Origin of the sequence: Rhodococcus sp. HNM0563 (genome assembly GCF_012726195.1) — a bacterium.
Classification (GTDB): domain Bacteria; phylum Actinomycetota; class Actinomycetes; order Mycobacteriales; family Mycobacteriaceae; genus Rhodococcus.
The window spans coordinates 427815-448020 of sequence record NZ_JAASAF010000001.1 but is presented as its reverse complement, the minus strand read 5'-3'; the positions used below and the strand labels follow the sequence as shown (position 1 = coordinate 448020).

At 65.2% G+C, this 20206-nt stretch carries 19 protein-coding genes; 9 read left to right on the top strand and 10 right to left on the bottom strand.

What is annotated here, in order from left to right; translation table 11 throughout:
- Positions 1–9 precede the first annotated feature (9 nt).
- Together dnaJ and hrcA are read right to left on the bottom strand one after the other, a co-directional pair.
- On the bottom strand, positions 10–1158 hold the full coding sequence (dnaJ, locus tag HCA61_RS02160; protein WP_169686194.1) for a molecular chaperone DnaJ: 1149 nt from the start codon (positions 1156–1158) through the stop codon (positions 10–12).
- 44 nt (positions 1159–1202) lie between these two features.
- Positions 1203–2246, bottom strand: a complete 1044-nt coding sequence (gene hrcA / locus HCA61_RS02155) for a heat-inducible transcriptional repressor HrcA (protein WP_169686192.1) — start codon at positions 2244–2246, stop codon at positions 1203–1205.
- Positions 2247–2390: 144 nt separating this feature from the next.
- On the opposite strand from hrcA, the gene HCA61_RS02150 reads away from it, so the two are divergent.
- Entirely contained in the window at positions 2391–2768 is a 378-nt protein-coding gene (locus HCA61_RS02150) for a type II toxin-antitoxin system VapB family antitoxin (RefSeq protein ID WP_169686190.1), read from the top strand.
- On the opposite strand, the gene hemW is transcribed toward HCA61_RS02150, so the two are convergent.
- A complete protein-coding gene (hemW, locus tag HCA61_RS02145; protein ID WP_240958924.1) occupies positions 2765–3964 on the bottom strand; it encodes a radical SAM family heme chaperone HemW in 1200 nt (399 codons plus the stop codon). The genes HCA61_RS02150 and hemW overlap by 4 nt on opposite strands.
- A gap of 407 nt (positions 3965–4371) precedes the next feature.
- On the opposite strand from hemW, the gene HCA61_RS02140 reads away from it, so the two are divergent.
- The 7 genes from HCA61_RS02140 (at position 4372) to HCA61_RS02110 (ending at position 11762) form a co-directional block, all read left to right on the top strand.
- Complete coding sequence (locus HCA61_RS02140) at positions 4372–6093, top strand: nitrite/sulfite reductase (RefSeq protein WP_169686186.1); 1722 nt, start codon at positions 4372–4374, stop codon at positions 6091–6093.
- A complete protein-coding gene (locus tag HCA61_RS02135) occupies positions 6090–6797 on the top strand; it encodes a phosphoadenylyl-sulfate reductase (protein WP_169686184.1) in 708 nt (235 codons plus the stop codon). Before HCA61_RS02140 ends, HCA61_RS02135 begins: the two co-directional genes overlap by 4 nt.
- Positions 6794–7738 carry a sulfate adenylyltransferase subunit CysD gene (gene cysD / locus HCA61_RS02130; protein ID WP_169686182.1) on the top strand — a complete coding sequence of 315 codons (945 nt, stop codon included), beginning with the start codon at positions 6794–6796 and terminating at the stop codon, positions 7736–7738. The genes HCA61_RS02135 and cysD overlap by 4 nt, the downstream gene beginning before the upstream one ends.
- Before the next feature lie 2 nt (positions 7739–7740).
- Entirely contained in the window at positions 7741–9039 is a 1299-nt protein-coding gene (locus HCA61_RS02125; protein WP_169686180.1) for a GTP-binding protein, read from the top strand.
- The gene (locus HCA61_RS02120; protein WP_169686178.1) at positions 9036–9782 is read left to right on the top strand and encodes a sirohydrochlorin chelatase; all 747 of its coding nucleotides are present in this window, start codon (positions 9036–9038) and stop codon (positions 9780–9782) included. Before HCA61_RS02125 ends, HCA61_RS02120 begins: the two co-directional genes overlap by 4 nt.
- A 131-nt stretch (positions 9783–9913) precedes the next feature.
- Positions 9914–10804 carry a polyphosphate kinase 2 gene (ppk2, locus tag HCA61_RS02115; RefSeq protein WP_169686176.1) on the top strand — a complete coding sequence of 297 codons (891 nt, stop codon included), beginning with the start codon at positions 9914–9916 and terminating at the stop codon, positions 10802–10804.
- A 100-nt stretch (positions 10805–10904) separates the two neighbouring features.
- The gene (locus HCA61_RS02110) at positions 10905–11762 is read left to right on the top strand and encodes a universal stress protein (protein ID WP_169686174.1); all 858 of its coding nucleotides are present in this window, start codon (positions 10905–10907) and stop codon (positions 11760–11762) included.
- Between the two features lie 9 nt (positions 11763–11771).
- Here HCA61_RS02110 and HCA61_RS02105 read toward each other — a convergent pair whose 3' ends face one another.
- From HCA61_RS02105 to HCA61_RS02085, 5 genes are all read right to left on the bottom strand, one after another.
- Complete coding sequence (locus HCA61_RS02105) at positions 11772–12776, bottom strand: sulfate ABC transporter ATP-binding protein (protein ID WP_169686172.1); 1005 nt, start codon at positions 12774–12776, stop codon at positions 11772–11774.
- The gene (gene cysW, locus HCA61_RS02100; protein WP_169686170.1) at positions 12773–13582 is read right to left on the bottom strand and encodes a sulfate ABC transporter permease subunit CysW; all 810 of its coding nucleotides are present in this window, start codon (positions 13580–13582) and stop codon (positions 12773–12775) included. Before cysW ends, HCA61_RS02105 begins: the two co-directional genes overlap by 4 nt.
- Positions 13579–14430 carry a sulfate ABC transporter permease subunit CysT gene (gene cysT, locus HCA61_RS02095; protein WP_169686168.1) on the bottom strand — a complete coding sequence of 284 codons (852 nt, stop codon included), beginning with the start codon at positions 14428–14430 and terminating at the stop codon, positions 13579–13581. The genes cysW and cysT overlap by 4 nt, the downstream gene beginning before the upstream one ends.
- Before the next feature lie 20 nt (positions 14431–14450).
- The gene (locus HCA61_RS02090) at positions 14451–15485 is read right to left on the bottom strand and encodes a sulfate ABC transporter substrate-binding protein (RefSeq protein WP_169686166.1); all 1035 of its coding nucleotides are present in this window, start codon (positions 15483–15485) and stop codon (positions 14451–14453) included.
- A gap of 468 nt (positions 15486–15953) precedes the next feature.
- Complete coding sequence (locus tag HCA61_RS02085; protein WP_169686164.1) at positions 15954–16187, bottom strand: hypothetical protein; 234 nt, start codon at positions 16185–16187, stop codon at positions 15954–15956.
- A gap of 67 nt (positions 16188–16254) precedes the next feature.
- Here HCA61_RS02085 and HCA61_RS02080 point away from each other — a divergent pair, with 67 nt between their 5' ends.
- Positions 16255–18195: a glycoside hydrolase family 15 protein gene (locus HCA61_RS02080; RefSeq protein WP_169686162.1), complete on the top strand. Its 1941-nt coding sequence runs from the start codon at positions 16255–16257 to the stop codon at positions 18193–18195.
- Between the two features lie 6 nt (positions 18196–18201).
- Here the strand turns inward: HCA61_RS02080 and HCA61_RS02075 are convergent, their stop codons facing one another.
- Complete coding sequence (locus HCA61_RS02075; RefSeq protein WP_169686160.1) at positions 18202–19197, bottom strand: ABC transporter substrate-binding protein; 996 nt, start codon at positions 19195–19197, stop codon at positions 18202–18204.
- A 67-nt stretch (positions 19198–19264) separates the two neighbouring features.
- On the bottom strand, positions 19265–20197 hold the full coding sequence (locus HCA61_RS02070; protein ID WP_169686158.1) for a nitronate monooxygenase: 933 nt from the start codon (positions 20195–20197) through the stop codon (positions 19265–19267).
- Positions 20198–20206: the final 9 nt, after the last annotated feature.

Below are 20206 nucleotides of genomic sequence, written 5' to 3'. Positions count from 1 at the left end.
CGTGGTCGCCTAGCGGACGTTGAACGCGTCGCGGAGACGCGAGAACAGCCCCGACGAATGCTGAGACGACTTCGACACGACCTCGACACGGTCCCGGTCGCTCACGGTCCGGTACTCACCCAGGATCTTGGTCTGTTTGTGGTCGAGCTTGGTCGGCACCACCACTTCGAGGTGTGCGTGCAGGTCACCGCGCGCGCCCGAGCGCAGTTTCGGCATGCCGTGCCCACGAATGACCGACACCGAGCCTGGTTGGGTTCCGGCGTCGACGGTGATGTCGACGGTTCCATCGAGGATCGTGTCGAGGCTCACGGAAGTTCCCAGGGCGGCGTCGACCATCGGCACGCGAATGGTGCAGTGCAGGTCGTCGCCGTCGCGGACGAAGATGTCGTGCTGTTGTTCCTGGACCTCGACGTACAGGTCGCCTGCCGGACCGCCGCCCGGACCGACCTCTCCCTGCGCCGCGAGACGGATGCGCATTCCGTTGCCGACCCCGGCGGGGATCTTCACCGTGATCTCGCGGCGGGCGCGCACGCGGCCGTCGCCGCCACACTTGTGGCAGGGGTCGGGGATGGTCTCACCGACACCGCGACATGTGGGGCACGGTCGCGAGGTCATGACCTGCCCGAGGAACGAACGCTGCACGGACTGCACTTCACCGGCGCCACCACAGGTCTCACAGCGGACAGGCTTGGAATCGCCGTGAGTGCCGGAACCCGTGCACGAGTCACACAGAATCGCGGTGTCGACCGTCACACTCTTGGTGACCCCCCGGGCGCATTCGTCCAGGGTCAGCCGCGTACGTAGCAACGAGTCCGCACCCGGCTGGACACGGCCGCGAGGCCCGCGGGATCCGCCTCCCCCGCCACCGCCGAAGAACGCCTCGAACACGTCGCCGAGGCCACCGAACCCTGCTCCGCCGAATCCGCCGGCGCCCGCGCCGCCACCCGACGCGAGCGGGTCGCCTCCGAGGTCGACGATGCGCCGCTTCTCCGGGTCGGAGAGCACTTCGTAAGCGGCAGAGATCTCCTGGAATCGCTTCTGCGCCGACTCGTCCGGGTTGACGTCAGGATGGTGCTCGCGTGCCAGCTTGCGATACGCCCGCTTGATCTCCTGGTCGGTCGCATCCTTGGACACGCCGAGCGTCCCGTAGTAGTCCACGTTTGGTTCTCGTCCTTACTTCGTCTACACAGAATTGGGCATGCTCAGCGCTCGCCGAGCACCTCACCGATATATCTCGCAACGGTTGCGACCGACGCGATGGTTCCCGGGTAATCCATCCGGGTGGGGCCGAGTACACCGAGCCCACCGAAAACCGTCCCGGCCGCACCGTAACCGGTGGACACCACGGAGGTGCTGCGCATCTCGGCGACTTGGGTCTCCTCGCCGATTCGGACGGTGACCCGTCCGGCGTCCTGGCTGGCAGCGAGCAGTTTGAGGACCACCACCTGCTCCTCGAGTGCCTCGAGGACGTTCCGCAACGAACCCGGCATGCCGGGCAGGTCTTCGAAATCGGCGGCGTTGCGAGTCAAGTTCACGGTACCGCCGAGCACGAGCCGGTCCTCGGGGTGCTCGACGAGAGTTTCCACCAGCACGGTGGCGCAGCGGATCACGACGTCACGAAGGTCTTCCGGTGCGTCCTCCGCAAGTTCGGAGACCGCGATCGATGCAGCGGCGAGCCGCTTTCCGCTCAGCGCGTTGCCGAGCAGATCGCGTAGCCGCACGAGGTCGTCGTCTTCGAGGACGTCCCCAAGTTCGACGATCCGCTGATCGACACGTCCGGAGTCGGTGATGAGTACGAGGAGCAGACGCGCCGGGGTCAAGGCGACCACTTCGAGATGTCGCACGGACGACGACGACAGGGTCGGGTACTGCACCACGGCTACCTGCCGAGTCAGTTGCGCCAGCAGCCTGACCCCTCGACGCAACACGTCATCGAGATCGACACCGGATTCGAGGAACTGCAGAATTGCGCGACGCTCGGCCGCAGACAGTGGCTTGACCTCGGAGATCCGGTCGACGAACTGCCGGTAGCCTTTGTCGGTGGGTACCCGTCCCGAACTGGTGTGTGTCTGCGTGATGTATCCCTCGGCTTCGAGGACCGCCATGTCGTTCCGGACCGTTGCGCTCGACACACCCAGATTGTGACGATCGACGAGTGTCTTCGACCCGATCGGTTCCTTGGTGGACACATAGTCCGCCACGATCGCCCGCAGAACCTGGAATCTCCGTTCCTCGGTGCTCGACATCTGCCCACCTCCGTTCCCCACGTGCATGCCCGAACACGTGCACCTCGCGCGCGATGCACGCGGGCGCAGTGTGCCGTACCCGATCAGTCTAATCGTGCGGGAACCGAACAGACCCATCCGCCACCCCGTGCGTAGTGTGGGCGCATGATCTTCAAGGGCGTCCGGGACGGAAAGCCGTATCCCGATCACGGCCTGTCGCTGCGCGACTGGTCGAGGATTCCTCCACGTCAGATTCGCCTCGACGAGATCGTCACCACCACGAAGGTTCTCGAGCTCGATCGACTCCTGTCGGAGGACTCGACGTTCTACGGCGACCTGTTTCCTCACGCTGTGCAGTGGAAAGGGGTGCTGTACCTCGAGGACGGGCTGCACCGGGCCGTGCAGTCCGCGCTACGGAACAGGCCGGTACTCCACGCTCGTGTCTTCGACTACGACGCACTCGCCCCGCTCTCGGGAGCGGCCTCCCCCGAGCAGACCGATCCGGCCGGTCCCGAGATCCTCGGCGAACCCCGGTTTTTCTAGCTCATTCGCGGGTCGGTGCCGAGCAGGATGGTCCGCACCACCCCGTCCGCGAGCAATCGGCCGCGGTCGGTGAGGATCAGGTGATCATCGGCTACGACGGCGAGGCCGTCGTCGACGACCGTCCGCGCCGCGTCGAGTTCACCGGCGTCCAGCTCTGCCAGTGGAAGTCCGGTGCGCAGCCGCACGGTGAGCATCACCGATTCGGTGTGGATGTCGGCAGCGGTCAAGGTCTCGCTACCGGCAACCGGTAGCTGCCCTTCGGCGAGCACGCCCGCATAGCGCCCGGGGTGTTTGACGTTCCACCAGCGCACTCCGCCGACGTGACTGTGTGCCCCCGGACCTGCCCCCCACCAGTCCCCGCCCTCCCAATAGCCGAGATTGTGACCGCATCTTGCCGAACGGTCCTCGGCGCGAGCCCAATTGGAGACCTCGTACCAGGTGAGTCCAGCTTCCGCGAGCCGGCGGTCGATGCGTTCGTACCGAGACGCGAGTACGTCGTCGTCGGGCGCAGGGAGTTCACCCCGCCGGACCCGGCGGGCCAGTGCGGTTCCGTCCTCGACGATCAGCGCATAGGCCGATACGTGATCCACGCCGGCGTCGAGCACGGCATCGAGCGACGCATCGAGATCGGCGTCGGTCTCGCCCGGTGTGCCGTAGATCAGGTCCAGATTGACGTGTCCGAATCCGGCCTCGCGAGCTTCACGCGCCGCGGCGACGGGACGCCCCGGAGTGTGCGTGCGGTCGAGCACCGCGAGTACGTGGGAGGCCGCCGACTGCATACCCAAGGAGATTCGGGTGTAGCCGGCGTCACGAATCCGAGCGAAGAACTCGGGCGACGTCGACTCGGGGTTCGATTCGGTGGTCACCTCGGCACCGGGTGCGAGCCCGAACGACGATCGGACCGCACTCAGCACGTCGGCAAGCCCGTCGGCGCCGAGCAGGGACGGCGTCCCGCCACCGACGAACACGGTCTCCGCAGCCGAGGTACCGCGGCCGCTGCGGTCGAGCATTTCGGCGCCTGCGTCGAGTTCGCGCCGGAGTCCTTCCAGCCACGACTCGGGCGAGGCCGCGGACCCGAGCTCACCCGCGGTGTAGGTGTTGAAGTCGCAGTAACCACAGCGGGTCGCGCAGAACGGCACATGCACGTACACCCCGAACGGTCTGCTGCCGACGCCGTCGAGTGCGCTCGCCGGCAGTTCGAACCCGTGTCCCGCACCGGGCGCAGTGCGTTCAGCACCTAGTGCACTGCCGGTTCTCGTCTCACTCACAGCCTCCAGTGTTCCAGAGACCCGGCGAGCTCCCGTCGGCGCAGCGCGCCTACCTCGACATTTCCCCGATTTTTGGTGGAAATGCCTTCCGGATTCGGAAACAGCCCCGTGACATGGCACAATGTTCGCCATGACCGGACTCGGAGTGCGACTCGTGGCGCGACGCCACGTCGACCTCAAGCGTGTCTGTGCGTCTTTCTGTCTGCCCTGCGCCGCCTGTCGCTAGTTTCGGCACTATCCCCGGCACATCCCAGATCCCGCCGGGTCGAGGCGTGTTCGCATGAGGTCAGCCCCCTCGCGCCTTCGATCCGGTCCTTCGAATCCAGGAGAACTGCATGTCGTCGACCACCGACGTCGCTCCCGCCGCCGACACGGCACCCCCGGCTCGCCGCCGCTCGGCGAAGCCCACCAAGCGCCGCGCAGAAGGCCAGTGGGCGCTCGGTTACCGCGAGCCCCTCAACCCGAACGAGCAGACCAAGAAGGACGACAACCCGCTCAACGTTCGACAGCGGATCATCGACACCTACCAGCATGTCGGATTCGACAACATCGACAAGGCGGACCTCCGCAGCCGCTTCCGCTGGATGGGCCTGTACACGCAACGGGCCGAAGGATACGACGGTACGTGGACCGGCGACGACAACGCCGATCTCCTCGAGGCCCCGTATTTCATGATGCGGGTCCGCACCGACGGCGGCGTTCTCAACACCGCACAGGTGCGCGCGATCGCGGGCATCTCGAAGGATTTCGCGCGCGATACCGCCGACATCACCGACCGCCAGAACATCCAGTTCCATTGGATCGAGATCGAGAACGTGCCGGAGATCTGGCGTCGCCTCGAGGCCGTCGGACTCGAGACCACCGAGGCCTGCGGCGACTGCCCCCGCGGAATGCTCGGCTCCCCCCTCGCCGGTCTGTCCCCGAACGAGGTGATCGACGCGAGCCCGGCGCTCGCCGAGATCAAGCGCCGCTACATCGGCAACCCCGAATACTCGAACCTTCCTCGCAAGTTCAAGACTGCGATCTCCGGACAGCCCGATGTCGTACACGAGATCAACGACGTCTCGTTCGTCGGCGTCGTTCATCCCGAACACGGCCCGGGCTTCGACTTGTGGGTCGGCGGCGGTCTGTCGACCAATCCGATGCTCGCCGAACGCACCGGCGCGTGGATTCCGCTGGATGAGGTCCCCGATGTGTGGGAAGGCGTCGTCGCGATCTTCCGCGATTACGGCTACCGTCGGCTGCGTTCCAAGGCACGTCTGAAGTTCCTCATCAAGGACTGGGGCATCGAGAAGTTCCGCGAGGTACTCGAGACGGAGTACCTGAAGCGGCCGCTGATCGATGGGCCGGCGCCCGAGACACCGCTCCATCCGATCGACCACGTCGGCCTCACCAAGCAGACCAACGGACTCAACGCGGTCGGATTCTCCGCCGTGTCGGGTCGAGTGTCCGGCACGACGCTCGACGTGATCGCCGACGCGATGGACGAGGCGGGCACGGACTCGCTGCGGCTGACCCCGTACCAGAAGCTGATCGTCGTCAACGTTCCGGACGACAAGATCGCCGGCCTCGACAGTGCTCTCGAAGGCGTGGGTCTGAGCTCGCGTCCGTCGCGGTGGCGCCGCAACCTGATCGCCTGCACCGGCCTCGAATACTGCAAGCTGTCGTTCACCGAGACCCGGAGCCGGTCTCAGAACCTCGTGCCGGAACTCGAGAAGCGCCTCGCCGAGCTCAATTCCCAGCTGGACGTGCCGATCACGCTCAACTTCAACGGCTGCCCCAACTCCTGCGCGCGCATTCAGATCGCCGACATCGGGTTCAAGGGAATGCTGGTCGACGATGGTGACGGAAACCAGATCGAGGGGTTCCAGGTACACCTCGGTGGCAGCCTCGGGTTCGATATCGGATTCGGACGCAAGCTGCGTCAGCACCGCATCCTCGCGCACGAGGCGACCGATTACATCGAGCGCATCGTACGCAATTTCATCAAGCACAGGAACGCAGGCGAACGCTTCGCCGAGTGGACCGTACGAGCAGATGAGGCGGATCTTCGATGACCACATCGACACACACCACCGACGACCTGCGAGAGCTCGCCGCGCAGGGGGCGGCAAACCTCGCAGGTGCGTCGGCTCAGGAATTGCTTCGCTGGACCGAGGACACGTTCGGTGACTCGTACATCGTCGCGTCGAACATGCAGGACGGGGTGCTGGTGCACCTCGCCGCCCAGATCCACCCCGGCGTCGACGTCCTGTTCCTGGAAACCGGCTACCACTTCCCCGAGACCCTCGGCACCCGTGACGCCGTGGAGCAGGTGTACGGGGTCAACGTGATCAATGCCGCAGCGAAGCAGACCGTTGCCGAGCAGGACGCACTGCTGGGCAAGGATCTGTTCGCCCGCGAGCCCAACGAGTGCTGCCGGCTGCGCAAGGTGGTGCCTCTGAAGGAGTCCCTGAGCGGGTATCGCGCGTGGGTCACCGGCATCCGGCGAGTCGAATCGCCGACGCGAGCGAACGCACCGTTGATCTCGTTCGACGAAGCGTTCGGACTCGTGAAGATCAATCCGATCGCCGCATGGTCCGACGAGGACATGCAGAACTACATCGACGAGCACGGGATTCTCGTCAATCCCCTCGTCGACGAGGGCTACCCGTCCATCGGGTGCGCCCCGTGCACGAACAAGCCACTTCCCGGGGCCGATCCGCGCAGCGGACGCTGGGCCGGCCAAGCCAAGACCGAATGCGGGTTGCACTCCTCATGACACTCATCGATACGAAGCCCAACGAAGAACGAATCAAGCTCGACGGCAACAAGTTCGACACCCTCGACGCCCTCGAGTCCGAAGCGATCCACATCTTCCGCGAAGTTGCGGGCGAGTTCGAGCGTCCCGTGATCCTGTTCTCGGGGGGCAAGGATTCGACCGTTCTGCTGCATCTCGCGATCAAGGCCTTCTGGCCTGCACCACTGCCCTTCGCGCTGCTGCATGTCGACACCGGCCACAACCTCCCCGAGGTGCTCGCATTCCGCGACCACGTCGTCGAGAAGTACAACCTGCGGCTGCATGTCGCGAGCGTCGAAGAGTACATCGCCGACGGCCGCCTCACCGAGCGGCCCGACGGAATCCGCAACCCCCTGCAGACAGTGCCTCTCCTCGACGCGATCTCGGAGAACCGCTTCGATGCCGTCTTCGGCGGCGCCCGTCGCGATGAGGAACGTGCACGCGCAAAGGAGCGGATCTTTTCGCTGCGCAACGCATTCGGCCAGTGGGATCCCAAGCGCCAGCGCCCCGAGCTGTGGAATCTCTACAACGGCAAGCATGCCCCCGGTGAACAGGTGCGTGTGTTCCCGCTGAGCAATTTCACCGAGCTGGACATCTGGCGCTACATCGCGCGCGAGAACGTAGAACTCGCAAGCATCTACTACGCGCACGAACGCCCCGTCTATCAGCGTGACGGTATGTGGATGACGCCCGGTGTGTGGGGCGGCCCGAAGGACGACGAGGAGTTGCAGACTCTCTCGGTGCGTTACCGCACGGTGGGTGACGGCTCCACTACCGGCGCCGTGCTGTCCGACGCCGCCGACAACGAGGCCATCCTGGCCGAGGTTGCGGCATCGCGCCTGACCGAACGCGGCGCTACTCGTGGCGACGACCGAGTTTCCGAAGCGGCCATGGAAGACCGCAAGCGAGAGGGCTACTTCTGATCATGAGCGACCTCCTTCGCCTGGCTACCGCCGGGAGTGTCGACGACGGCAAGTCCACCCTCGTGGGCCGCCTGCTGTACGACACAAAATCCGTTCTGGCCGACCAGATCGATGCCGTGACCCGTGCATCCGTCGACCGTGGCCTCGATACACCCGACCTGTCGCTCCTCGTCGACGGCCTGCGCGCCGAGCGGGAGCAGGGCATCACCATCGACGTTGCCTACCGGTACTTCGCCACCCCGAAGCGCAGTTTCGTGCTCGCCGACACCCCCGGTCACGTGCAGTACACGCGGAACACTGTGTCCGGCGCCTCCACCGCGCAGCTCGTCGTGCTGCTCGTCGACGCACGCAAGGGTGTGATCGAACAGACCCGCAAGCACGCAGCCGTGCTCGCACTTCTCGGCGTGCCCAAACTTGTTCTCGCTGTCAACAAGATCGACCTCGTCGAAGACCCGGCACAGGTCTTCGCCGACATCAGGGACGAATTCACCTCGCTCACGCGCTCACTCGGCTGGGCCGCCGAGGACGTACAGGAGATTCCCGTGTCGGCGTTGCACGGGGACAACGTCGCCACCCGCTCGCAGAACACCCCGTATTACGACGGCCCGACCCTCATCGAGCACCTCGAGTCCGTCCCGGTCGACGCCGATACGCACGGACGGCACGATGTCGGCCTGCGGTTCGCGGTCCAATACGTGATCCGGCCCCGCACTGCTCAGTTCCCCGACTATCGCGGCTACGCCGGTCAGATCGGCGCCGGTTCGGTCCGTCCCGGCGACCAGGTCGTGATCCTGCCGTCCGGTATCCGCACGACGGTCGAGCGCATCGACACCGCCGACGGTGAACTCGACGTCGCGCATGCCGGTCGATCGGTGACGTTGATTCTGGCCGACGACGTCGACGTTTCACGTGGCGACGTGATCGCAGCGCCTGGAGCACCGGAGCCGATCGGCGAATTCGAGGCGACCGTGTGCTGGCTTGCCGAGAAGCCGCTGCGTCCGGGTGCTCGTCTGCTGCTCAAGCACGGCACGCGCACAACGCAGGCGATCGTCGGCACTCTCGAGGAGCGCTTCGACGAGCAGAACCTGACCTCTGTCCCCAACCCGGAATCGTTGGAACTCAACGAGATAGCACGGATCTCGGTGCGCGTCGCCGAACCGATCGCTGCCGACGACTACAAGGTCAACCGCCGCACCGGAAGTTTCCTCCTCATCGATCCGGCCGGTGGCAACACCCTTGCGGCCGGTCTGGTCGGGAACGGGCTCTCCGACATCGAGCTCGGGGATCACGTTCCCGCATGATCCCGCTGATCGCTGTCGCGCACGGCAGCCGTGACCCGCGCTCAGCGCGGGCCGTGGCTGCCGCGCTCGCAGCGGTCCGCGACCGGCATCCCGAACTCGATGTCCGGCTCGCGTTCCTCGATCTGAACAGCCCGTCGGTCCCGCAGGTGCTCGATACGGTGGCCGCCGCAGGGCATCGACAGGCTGTTGTCGTTCCGTTGCTGCTCGGCAGCGCGTTCCACGCGCGTATCGATCTTCCGGCGCTGCTCGCGGAATCCGCGATCCGCAACCCCTACCTCGACATCGTGACCTCCGAGATCCTGGGCGACGACGAACTGCTCGTGTCGGCGGCGCGCGACAACATTGTTGCCGCGGGTGTGTCGCGGGACGATCCGGCGGTCGGAGTCGCGCTCTGTGCGGTCGGTTCGCGCCGGGCCGGTGCGAATTCGTCGACCGCGATGGTCACACCACGCGTATTGGCCGGGACCGAGTGGAGTTCGGGCCGAACATGCTTCGCGACGGCGACCGAGCCGTCCGTGGAAACGGCACTGACGGAACTCTCCCGCGCGGGTGCGCGCACACTCGTGCTCGTGCCGTGGATGCTGGCGCCCGGACTGCTGTGGGATCGGGCGTGCGCCGCAGCCGAATCTCTTCGGGGCGTGCACATCGCGGCGACCCTCACCGATCATGCGGCCATCGGTGACGTGATCGTCGCCCGCTACCTGGCCGCCGTCGCTGCGTCCCGCATGCTCGTCGCCGCCTGACGGAGGTCACACGAGACACGGCATCCGCCACTGCGAGTGTTCGCGCGGTATTCACCTTCTTCGGCTAGAACGGTAGATATCCGTCCGTGGGCAACCCGTTCGCCGGGAATCCCGATCCGCGAGGAGAACGCGTGCAGAACGAGCTACGGCACTACATCGACCGTCTCCGCACCGAAGGCTATTCGGTCCGGGACGATCACGGCGAGGATCCCGACCTCATCGACACCCACGGACGCGCGGTCGACACCTGGCGTGAGAACTACCCCTACAAGAAGCGGATGGACCGCGCAACCTACGAGGTCGAGAAATACCTCCTTCAGATCGAGCTACTGAAGTTCCAGGCGTGGGCGCAGGAAAACAGGTCGAAACACATCATCGTGTTCGAAGGCCGTGACGCCGCCGGCAAAGGTGGCACGATCAAACGCTTCCAGGAGTACATCAACGTTCGGCATGCGCGTGTGGTCGCTTTGAACAAGCCGTCCGACCGCGAGTCCGGACAGTGGTACATGCAGCGGTACATCGAGCATTTTCCCACCGCAGGCGAGCTGGTGATGTTCGATCGCTCCTGGTACAACCGCGCGGGCGTCGAGCGCGTGATGGGGTTCTGCACTGACGAGGAGTACAAGCGGTTCCTGCGACAGGTGCCGTTGTTCGAGCAGCTGATCATCGACGCGGGAATCTCACTGACAAAGTTCTGGTTCTCGGTGACCCAGAACGAGCAGCGCACCCGCTTCGCAATTCGCCAGCTCGATCCTGTCCGTCGATGGAAGCTGTCGGAAATGGACCTCGAATCCCTCGACAAGTGGGATCAGTACACCGCTGCGAAGGAAGTGATGTTCCGGCGTACCGATACCGACCACGCGCCGTGGACCACCATCAAGTCCAACGACAAGAAGCGCGCCCGCATCAATTCCATGCGCTTCTTCCTCAACCAGTTCGACTACGACGACAAGGACAGCCAGGTCGTGTTCGCGGCCGACCCCAAGATCGTGCAGCGCGGAAAGGACGCGGTCGGCGACTGAACACAGTGCGCGGCGGTGTCCGTCAGGTACCGAGATCCTCGATCCCTGGCGGCCCGATGTGGTCTGTACCACACTGGTGGCAGAGTAAGGAGAGACCACCATGGGCACTACACCGAACAAACGGGGAATCGTGGCGGGCGTCGACGGTTCCGACAGTGCGCTCGGTGCGGCGCGCTGGGCCGCATCGATCGCGCTCCGCTTCGGCGAACCTCTTCAGCTGACACACGTCGTGCCGGAACGACCATCGAGCAACGGTGCCGCTGCAGGCCCGGCAGGAGATAATGCGCTCGACGCGGCGGAGGCCGCGGTGCGTGCTGCGCAACCCGAGGTCGTCGTCGAACGCACCATCGAAGTGGGTAAGCCCGCACAAGCCCTCGTCGAGAGGTCGGATGCCGCACGCATGATCGTGCTCGGCCACACGACGACGAGTGAGCTGCAGTCCATGTTCGCGGGGTCCGATGTCGTGCGCACTGCGAACCATGCGCACTGTCCGGTCGTGTCATGGCGCGGCGAGCCCGGTCCGACCGAACTCGACGGCAAACCCATCGTTCTGGGGGTCGACGGCAGCGCATTGAGCGCGAAAGCCATCGCCCATGCCTTCGAGATCGCGGACAAGGCGGGCGCGCCGCTCACCGCGGTGCACACCTGGACCGAACAGTCCACCCTCACGTACGGCGAAGGCTCACGATTCACCGACTGGGAGGCCTACCAGGAGCACCGGACCGCGGAACTCGCGGAGAGCCTGGCAGGCTACCGCGAGAAGCATCCCGACGTCGAGATCTCGTACAGCGTCGAGCGCGGCAAACCCGATGTGATGCTTCTCGAACATTCCGCGCACGCACAGCTGGTGGTCGTCGGCAGTCACGGACGCAGCACCATCGCGTCCGCGCTGCTCGGCTCGACCAGTCAGAATCTGATCCACCACTCGATGTGCCCGGTCCTCATCTGCCGTAGCTGAGGCTCCCGCCTAGTCGGCGCTCACCACAACGGGCCCACCGGGTGCGGCAGTGACCTGCGCGTACACCGTATCTCCGGCCTTCAGACCGAGTGCACGCGCATCGCCACGGGTGATCTGCGCGATGAACGGCTCGCCGGTGGCGGCGTTCGTCAACTCGACGCGCACCTCGAACCCGAGATGCACCACCCGTTCGACGGTGGCGCGGGCGACACCGAGTTCCTCCGTACCCGACGCCTGCGCGACCTCGAGTCCGGGTTCGTGACCGAGCCGGATGTCGTGCGGCCGCACGAGCCTGCCGTTGAACTTCGAGACGTTCCCGAGAAACGACATCACGAAGTCGTTCTCCGGGCGGTCGTAGAGATCCTCCGGCGTCCCGACCTGCTCGATCCGTCCTCGGTTCATCACGGCGATGCGGTCGGCGACATCCAGCGCTTCCTCTTGGTCGTGTGTGACCAGCACAGTGGTCACGTGAACCTCGTCATGGAGTCGGCGCAACCAGGTCCGCAGGTCGGCGCGTACCTTCGCGTCGAGCGCGCCGAACGGCTCGTCGAGCAGTAGCACCTGAGGGTCCACCGCCAGAGCTCGGGCGAGCGCCATACGCTGCCGCTGCCCACCCGAGAGCTGTGCGGGGTACCGATGCTGGAATCCGTCCAGGCCGACGACCTCGAGGAGTTCGTCGACCTTCGCCCTGATCTGCTGTTTCGGGAGCTTGCGGATCTTCGGACCGAACGCGACGTTCTCACGAACCGTCATATGCTTGAAGGCAGCGTAATGCTGGAACACGAAGCCGATCCCACGTTTCTGCGGCGATACGTGCGTGACGTCGTTGCCCGCGATGTGGACGGTGCCGCCGTCGAGGGATTCGAGCCCGGCGATCGATCGCAGCAGCGTCGATTTACCCGAGCCGGACGGACCGAGAAGGGCCGTCAACGAGCCGGGCGGGATGTCGAGGGAGACGTCGTCGAGCGCGGAGAAGTCGCCGTAGTTCTTGAACGCCCCGGTAACGGTGATCATGCTTTGGTGCTCCTCTTGCGGTCGAGCAATGTCATCAGCAGCAGGACCAGCACTGCGATGGCCATGAGCAGGGTGGCCGCGCTGTACGCGCCGAAGGTGTTGTGGTCGTCGATGTAGCGAGCATGAACGAGCAACGTGAGGGTCTGAGATACCCCGGGAAACCCGGACGAAACCATGATGACCGCACCGAACTCGCCGAGCGCGCGGGCGACGGTGAGGACGATGCCGTACGTCAACCCCCAGCGAATTGCCGGCAGGGTGATTCGCCGGAACGTCTGCCACTTGCCCGCACCCAGCGTCGCGGCGGCCTGCTCTTGTTCCTCTCCGATCTCGTAGAGGACAGGTTCGACCTCGCGCACCACGAACGGCAGGGTGACAAAGATCGTCGCAATGACCATGCCGGGAAGTCCGAAAATTACTCTGAATCCCAAGGATTCGAGCCCGCCGAGCCAGCCGCCCGCACCCCACAGCATGATCAGCGCGACACCGACGACGATCGGCGACACCGCGAACGGCAAATCCACGACGGACTGCAGAAGTCCGCGTCCCGGAAATCGTCCACGCACGAGCGCGAGCGCGACGACGATGCCGAACACGACATTGACGGGGACGACGATCGCGACGATGAGCAACGACAGGTTGAGCGCGGAGATCGCTGCGGGCGTCGAGATCGAGTCGACGAACGCCATCACACCGTTCTCGAAGGTGCGGTAGAGGATGACGCCGATCGGTACGACCAGCAGTGCCACCAGATAGCCCAGAGCGATCACACGCAGCGAGATACGCGAGAGCGGAGAGAGTTTCACGCGTCGCTCTCCTCACGGACACGACCGCGGTTCGCGACGAGCCGCAGCACGAACAGTGCCACGAACGCGATGAGCAACAGTGCCACCGAGACCGCCGCGGCGTTGACGGGCCGGTCGATCTCGATCTGCTGCTGAATGTACTGTGATGCCACCTGAGTCCGGCCGGGAATGTTCCCTCCGATCAGCACGATCGAGCCGTACTCCCCGATTGCGCGGGCGAACGCAAGCCCGACTCCGCCGAGGATCGCGGGCGCCAAGGTCGGTAGCACCACGGTCCGGAAAGTCGTGAAGTTGTCGGCACCGAGTGATGCCGCGGCCTCCTCGACCTCTCGGTCTGCCTCGATCAGGACGGGTTGGACCGACCGCACCACGAACGGCAGCGTGACGAACGCAAGCGCAACGACCAGACCGGGCTGTGTCGCGTTGAGCTGGAGACCGACGGGGCTCTGCGGTCCGTACAGCGCGAGCAGCACGATGCTCGCCACGATCGTGGGAAGAGCGAACGGCAGGTCGATCAGTGCGTTGACGATCTTCTTGCCCGGAAACTCGTCCCGTACGAGTACCCACGCGATCAATGTGCCCATCACCGCGTTGATCAACGCCACCACGACGGACACGGTGACCGTGATGCGAAGGGTGGCCAGCGCGTTCGGTGTAGTTACGGCGTCCCAGAATCCACCGAAGCCTTCCGCGAAGGCTTCGGTGGCCAGGGCCGCGAGTGGTAGCAGGACGATGATGCTCAGCCACAGGGTGGCGATGCCGATTCCGAGCGGGCCTACGGCCCCGGTTACTTTCGCGGCGGTTCGCCCACGCTGCTTCGGGGCGGGCGCTTCTACTGGCGTACTCACGGTCGGTTCTGCTTCCGGCTCTACTTCGTTGCGTTGTCGTAGATCACGGCGATGGCGCCGGTGCCTTCGGCAAAGAGCTCCTCATCGACGGCACCCCATCCACCGAGGTCGTCGATCGTCCACAACGTTTCGGGTTCCGGGAAGTCCGCAGAGAATTCCTCTGCAACGGCAGGGTCGACGGGCCGAAATCCGGCTTCACCCCACAGGCGCTGGGCGTCCTCTGTGTAGAGGAAGTCGAGGAATGCCTGGGCCTTTTCCGCGTTCGCTGAATCGCTGATCACCGCAGCCGGGTTCTCGATCTTGAAGGTCACCGGCGGCGTCACATGCTCGACCGGATCGCCGTTGCGCTCGATGAACAGTGCCTCGTTCTCGTAGCTGAGTAGCACGTCTCCGGTGCCCTGCAGGAACGTTTCGGTGGCCTCGCGACCGGACTTGGGCTGCACTTTCACGTGGTCCTGGACGAGGGCGGTCACGTAGTCGAGCCCGGCCTGCTGGTCCTGCCCACCGTTGCTCTTCGCAGCGTAGGGGGCGAGCAGGTTCCACTTCGCCGATCCCGAGCTGAACGGATTCGGTGTAACGACCTCGACGTCATCACGCAGAAGGTCGTCCCAGGTCCGGATATTCTTGGGATTGCCCTCACGCACGACGATCGTCACCACGGAACCGAACGGCACGCCCTTGTCTGCGCCGGTATTCCAGCCCTCGTCGATGAGACCCGCGTCGACGAGTCGTGTGATGTCGGGTTCGACGGAAAAATTCACGAAATCGGCGGCGGCGCCATCGCGTACCTTGCGCGACTGGTCGCCCGAGGGGCCGTAGGACTGCTGGAACACGACTCCCTCACCTGCCTCGGTCTCCTGGAATGCCGGGATCAACAGGTCGAAACCGGTCTTCGGCACCGCGTACGCATACAGGTTGACGGTGCCGCCGGAACCATCGGCGCCCGTGTCACCACCGACGGTATCGCTGGCTCCGCCGCCCGAGCACGCGGTCAAGAATGTGGACGTCGCGACGGCGAGCGCCGCCAGGCCGAGAAATGTGGAACGAATCGTCATCGTGGGTGCCTCCTGCAGGCTGTTCCGGACGGAACAGAGCGGACAGATCTGGGATTCGGGAAATCCGGGTCGATGTCATCACGAGACCGCAGCCACGGTCGCCCGCCTCACAGAATCGGGCAGGGCACAGCACTCGTCCGAAGCCGGTCCATTGGAGAACCGACGACAGGCGATACCACGGGGTCGCGAACCCGGTTGCCGGTGCGGTGGAACCGCTGACATCGGCGCGGGTGGATCAGCGACAACAACAGTCGATGTCGGCAACAGACGGCATGCCCACAGCAATCAACGCCAGTTCATGGCGTGCGCTGGGCAATGCGTTTGCAGACACTCGGCAGACTCTAGCAGAGCTTGAACGGGGGTCCAGCAGGAAGTTCGACGCCCGAGTTCTACAGCGTCAGCAACCACGCGACGACTACGAGAACGAGAAGCGCGATGAGCGCCAGGGTCACTCGCGAGCGTGGCATGTCAACAATCCTCCATGTTCGGTGCCGATGGTGCTGTGTCTCCGTTCCGTGGAGACGGTCCGGGTTCGCCTCGCCCCAGCGCGGCGAAACCCGTCGCGATGACGCGGTCCAGCACCCAGGCCACCGCACCACCCAGCGGCACCATCACGATCAGCACCAAAGCGGTCTGGGGCACGAACGACAGGCCCGTGAGCCACAGTTCGAACCCGTCCCACCACGATGCCGCCCGTTCCATCCCGCCCACTGTAGTGCGTCCGCCCGTTTGCCCTGCGTCACACCCGCGCCGGACCGATCATGGAGAGATGACCTCCGCCGCACACACACCGTCGTCCCTGCCGAACCGCACACCGTTCCCTCCGATCGGCGACTACGGGTTCCTGTCGGACTGCCAGACGTCATGTCTGGTTGCGCGCGACGGTTCCGTCGAATGGTTGTGCGTGCCGCGCCCCGATTCACCGAGTGTGTTCGGCTCACTGCTCGATCGCAGCGCAGGTCACTTCCGCATCGGGCCGCACGACCGGTCGGTGCCCGCGGCCCGCCGGTATCTTCCGGGAGGAGTCGTACTGGAGACGACGTGGCAGACCGAGACCGGTTGGATCGTCGTCCGTGACGCGCTGGCCATGGGACCGTGGTACGACCTTCACCGACGCTCCCCCATCCAACGCAGGACTCCGTCCGATTGGGAAGCCGAGCATATTCTCCTGCGCACTGTTCGGTGCGTGAATGGCACGGTCGAACTGAACATGAGTTGCGAACCCGCCTTCGATTACCATCGCGGCGGCACGCAGTGGGAGTACACCGGCGACGTGTACGAGGAGGCGACGGCCGTGTGCGCAGACGCACCGGACGAACACCCGCGGCTGCGCCTGACCTCCAACATGCGCCTCGGCATCGAGGGCCGGGAAGCGCGTGCCCGGACCCGCATGAGAAAAGGTGACACCGTCTTCGTCGCCCTGTCGTGGGGCGATCAGACGCCGCCGCGCACCTTCGAAGAAGCCGCCACGAAAATGCTCACGACTCAGGACTACTGGCGCGAGTGGGTCACGACCGGCAGGTTCCCTGATCACCCGTGGCGCACCTATCTCGAACGCAGTGCACTGACCCTCAAGGGACTGACGTATTCCCCGACCGGCGCTCTCCTCGCAGCCGCCACCACCTCTCTCCCGGAAACACCTGGAGGTGAACGTAATTGGGACTACAGATACGCCTGGGTGCGCGACTCCACCTTTGCCCTGTGGGGCCTGTACACCCTGGGCCTCGATCGCGAGGCCGACGACTTCTTCTCGTTCATCCTCGAGGTGTCCCGGGGCGCCGACGGCAAGGACCACCATCCCCTACAGGTCATGTACGGAGTCGGGGGCGAGCGCGTACTGGAAGAATCGCAACTCGACCATCTGAGCGGCTACAACAATGCCAGACCCGTGCGCATCGGCAACGATGCATACCGGCAACGCCAGCACGACGTGTGGGGCGCCCTCCTCGACTCGGTGTATCTACACGTGAAGTCGCGCGAGCAGATACCGGAATCCCTGTGGCCGCTGCTCAGCAACCAGGTCGAGCAGGCGGCCGCGCACTGGCGGGAACCCGATCGCGGGATGTGGGAAGTGCGCGGCGAGCCTCAGCATTTCACCTCGTCGAAGGTGATGTGCTGGGTCGCGCTGGACCGCGGCGCCAAGCTCGCCGAGATGCACGGCCAACCCGACCACGCGGCGCGCTGGTCGGCAGTCGCCGACGAGATCAAATCGGACATCCTCGAGCACGGCGTCGACGAACGCGGCGTTTTCACTCAGCGGTACGGCGATCCGGCACTCGACGCGTCGAACCTGCTGATTCCGTTGCTCCGATTCCTCCCGTCCGATGATCCGCGGGTGCGCGCAACGGTACTCGCGATCGCGGACGAACTGACCGAGCACGGTCTCGTGCTTCGCTATCGGGTCGAAGACACCGATGACGGACTTTCCGGACAGGAGGGAACATTCACCATCTGCTCGTTCTGGCTGGTGTCCGCACTCGTCGAGATCGGCGAGGTCGAACGGGCATCGATGCTGTGCGGTCGATTGCTCGATTTCGCGAGCCCGCTGAAGCTGTATGCCGAGGAGATCGACCCGGCGACCGGGCAACACCTGGGCAACTTCCCCCAGGCTTTCACCCATCTCGCTCAGATCAATGCGATCGTGCACGTAATCCGCGCCGAACAACGCACCGAATCAGGTGAATTCAAGCCCGCGCATGCGCGGCACTGAGCCCGGTCACGAACCCGCGAGGGCCTCCAATTGCGGGCGAAGCTCGTCGAGCGCGTACCCGATCGACAACGACGAGGGAACATTGAATGCGGCAACGGTCGGATAGTCGACCACAGCCAGCCCACCGTTCGCCACCGACGGCAACCGATCGAAACCGGGCAGGGCCATCAGATCTTCCTCGGTCCCGCCATTGGGAAGTATGACGAGCAGGTCGGCGACCAGCGCGTCGACACGTTCGGGACTGAGCATCACGCGACCGGAGGAGACACCGGCCTCCTCGACCAGCGCCTGCGGAAGCGTCATCCCCAGTTGTTCGAAGAGGGCCGACGCGCCGTCGGACGGATCGGCGACGACGACGAACTGCTGATCGGCGAACATGAACTGGGACAGGACCGCGGTCTTGCCCTCGAGCTCAGGGAAGGCATACTCGTCGATCTCGGCGTTCCTCTCGGCGATGATCCGCTCGGCGTCGCCGGAGCGATCGAGCAGGGTCCCCAGGGCGCGGAGTTGGTCGTCCCAGTTGTCGACGCCGGTCTCACCGAGCGGAGCGACCGTGGGTGCCACCTCGGTCAGAGTGTCGTACGAATCGGCGGAGGTGATCTGCCAGTTCCCGAGAATCAGGTCTGGTTCGAGTGCTGCGATCGGTTCGATCGGCAGTGGCCCCTGCATGGTCGCGTCGTTTCCGGCCGTGAGGTTGACGGCGTCTGCCGATACGTCACTCTGCCAGGGGTACAGGCCGCGCTCGTCACCCGCCGACCCCGCGCTGAGGTAGCCGACGGGTTGGACGCCGAGTTCGAGAAGCGCATCGACCCACTGGCTCGATGTCGCGACGATGCGCTCCGGGGTGCCCTCGATCGTGGTGGTTCCGAAAGCGTGCTCCACCGAAACGGTCTCGTTGGCCCCCACCGAGTCGGTGTCCGCGTCGTCCGTGGTCGAGCACCCGGCCAGCCCGACACCGACCAGAACGGCTGCGGCACACACCGACAGGAATCTCACACGCATTGCAGAACCACCCTTCAGATTTAGGTCAGGCATACCTTAATCTGCGGGCGGCGGAAAGGGAACTGCTTCAACGGAAGCGGCCGAGCAACGTCTCCGCCTGCGCGCCGATACCGCGAATCACCTCGCCCGCGGGCCGCTCGGCCCGGACGAGCCCTGCTGCTTCCCCTGCGTAGACGACTCCGATATCCGGATCGTCGCCGGCGTATTCATCGGCAAGGGTCTGCTCGTCCGCCCCACGGCCATGCCATGTCTCGGTGAAGCTGTTGACCAGGGCGCGGCCGCCCCACCGGGCCGGCCACGGCTGGTGGCGGGCCTTGTCGAACACATCGGTGTACACGGTGTCGGAACTTCCGGCCGCGATCAACCGAGCGCGAGCATAATCCGGTCCTACAGTTTCCGGGCTGGCAAGCAGAGCAGTCCCCACCAGAGCACCGACTCCCCCGGACGCGAGCACGGCGGCAAGCCCGCGACCCGACGCAATGCCCCCGGCAGCGAGTACCGGAAGTTCGGTGGACTCGAGCACTTCCTGCAGCAATGGCAATGTCCCGATCCTCCCGGTGTGACCACCGGCCTCGTGACCTTGCGCAACCACCGCGTCGACTCCCGCGGCCTCGACCACTCGAAGATCCTCGAGGGTGTTGATCTGGGAGATCACGGTGGCACCGGCATCGTGAACCCGTTGGACATACGGAGCGGGGTCGCCGAACGACAGAGCAACCACCTGCGGACGGTGCGCGAGGACCGCACCCAGAAGTGAATCGTCGTCGTACAGAGACCACGTCATGAGACCGAAGCCGAGAAGCCCGCCGCCGATCTCGCGTGCCGTCCGGGCTTGCTGCTCGAGCCACTCGGCGTTGTTGTATCTCGCCGCTCCGATCAGCCCCAGGCCCCCGGCCTTGGTGACCTCACCGGCGAGAGCCCCACCGGCCCGTCCACCCATCGGCGCCCCCACGAGCGGAATCGTGATTCCGAATTCACGTGTCAGCCAGGTCTCGAGCACGATGGGGTC

What these genes read in the sequence shown, in the direction of transcription:
- hrcA (WP_169686192.1), bottom strand. Translation starts at nt 2,246, where the DNA reads ATGTCGAGCACCGAGGAACGGAGATTCCAGGTTCTGCGGGCGATCGTG.
- HCA61_RS02150 (WP_169686190.1), top strand. Translation starts at nt 2,391, where the DNA reads ATGATCTTCAAGGGCGTCCGGGACGGAAAGCCGTATCCCGATCACGGC.
- HCA61_RS02140 (WP_169686186.1), top strand. Translation starts at nt 4,372, where the DNA reads ATGTCGTCGACCACCGACGTCGCTCCCGCCGCCGACACGGCACCCCCG.
- HCA61_RS02135 (WP_169686184.1), top strand. Translation starts at nt 6,090, where the DNA reads ATGACCACATCGACACACACCACCGACGACCTGCGAGAGCTCGCCGCG.
- cysD (WP_169686182.1), top strand. Translation starts at nt 6,794, where the DNA reads ATGACACTCATCGATACGAAGCCCAACGAAGAACGAATCAAGCTCGAC.
- HCA61_RS02125 (WP_169686180.1), top strand. Translation starts at nt 7,741, where the DNA reads ATGAGCGACCTCCTTCGCCTGGCTACCGCCGGGAGTGTCGACGACGGC.
- HCA61_RS02120 (WP_169686178.1), top strand. Translation starts at nt 9,036, where the DNA reads ATGATCCCGCTGATCGCTGTCGCGCACGGCAGCCGTGACCCGCGCTCA.
- HCA61_RS02110 (WP_169686174.1), top strand. Translation starts at nt 10,905, where the DNA reads ATGGGCACTACACCGAACAAACGGGGAATCGTGGCGGGCGTCGACGGT.
- HCA61_RS02105 (WP_169686172.1), bottom strand. Translation starts at nt 12,776, where the DNA reads ATGATCACCGTTACCGGGGCGTTCAAGAACTACGGCGACTTCTCCGCG.
- HCA61_RS02090 (WP_169686166.1), bottom strand. Translation starts at nt 15,485, where the DNA reads ATGACGATTCGTTCCACATTTCTCGGCCTGGCGGCGCTCGCCGTCGCG.
- HCA61_RS02085 (WP_169686164.1), bottom strand. Translation starts at nt 16,187, where the DNA reads ATGGAACGGGCGGCATCGTGGTGGGACGGGTTCGAACTGTGGCTCACG.
- HCA61_RS02080 (WP_169686162.1), top strand. Translation starts at nt 16,255, where the DNA reads ATGACCTCCGCCGCACACACACCGTCGTCCCTGCCGAACCGCACACCG.
- HCA61_RS02075 (WP_169686160.1), bottom strand. Translation starts at nt 19,197, where the DNA reads ATGCGTGTGAGATTCCTGTCGGTGTGTGCCGCAGCCGTTCTGGTCGGT.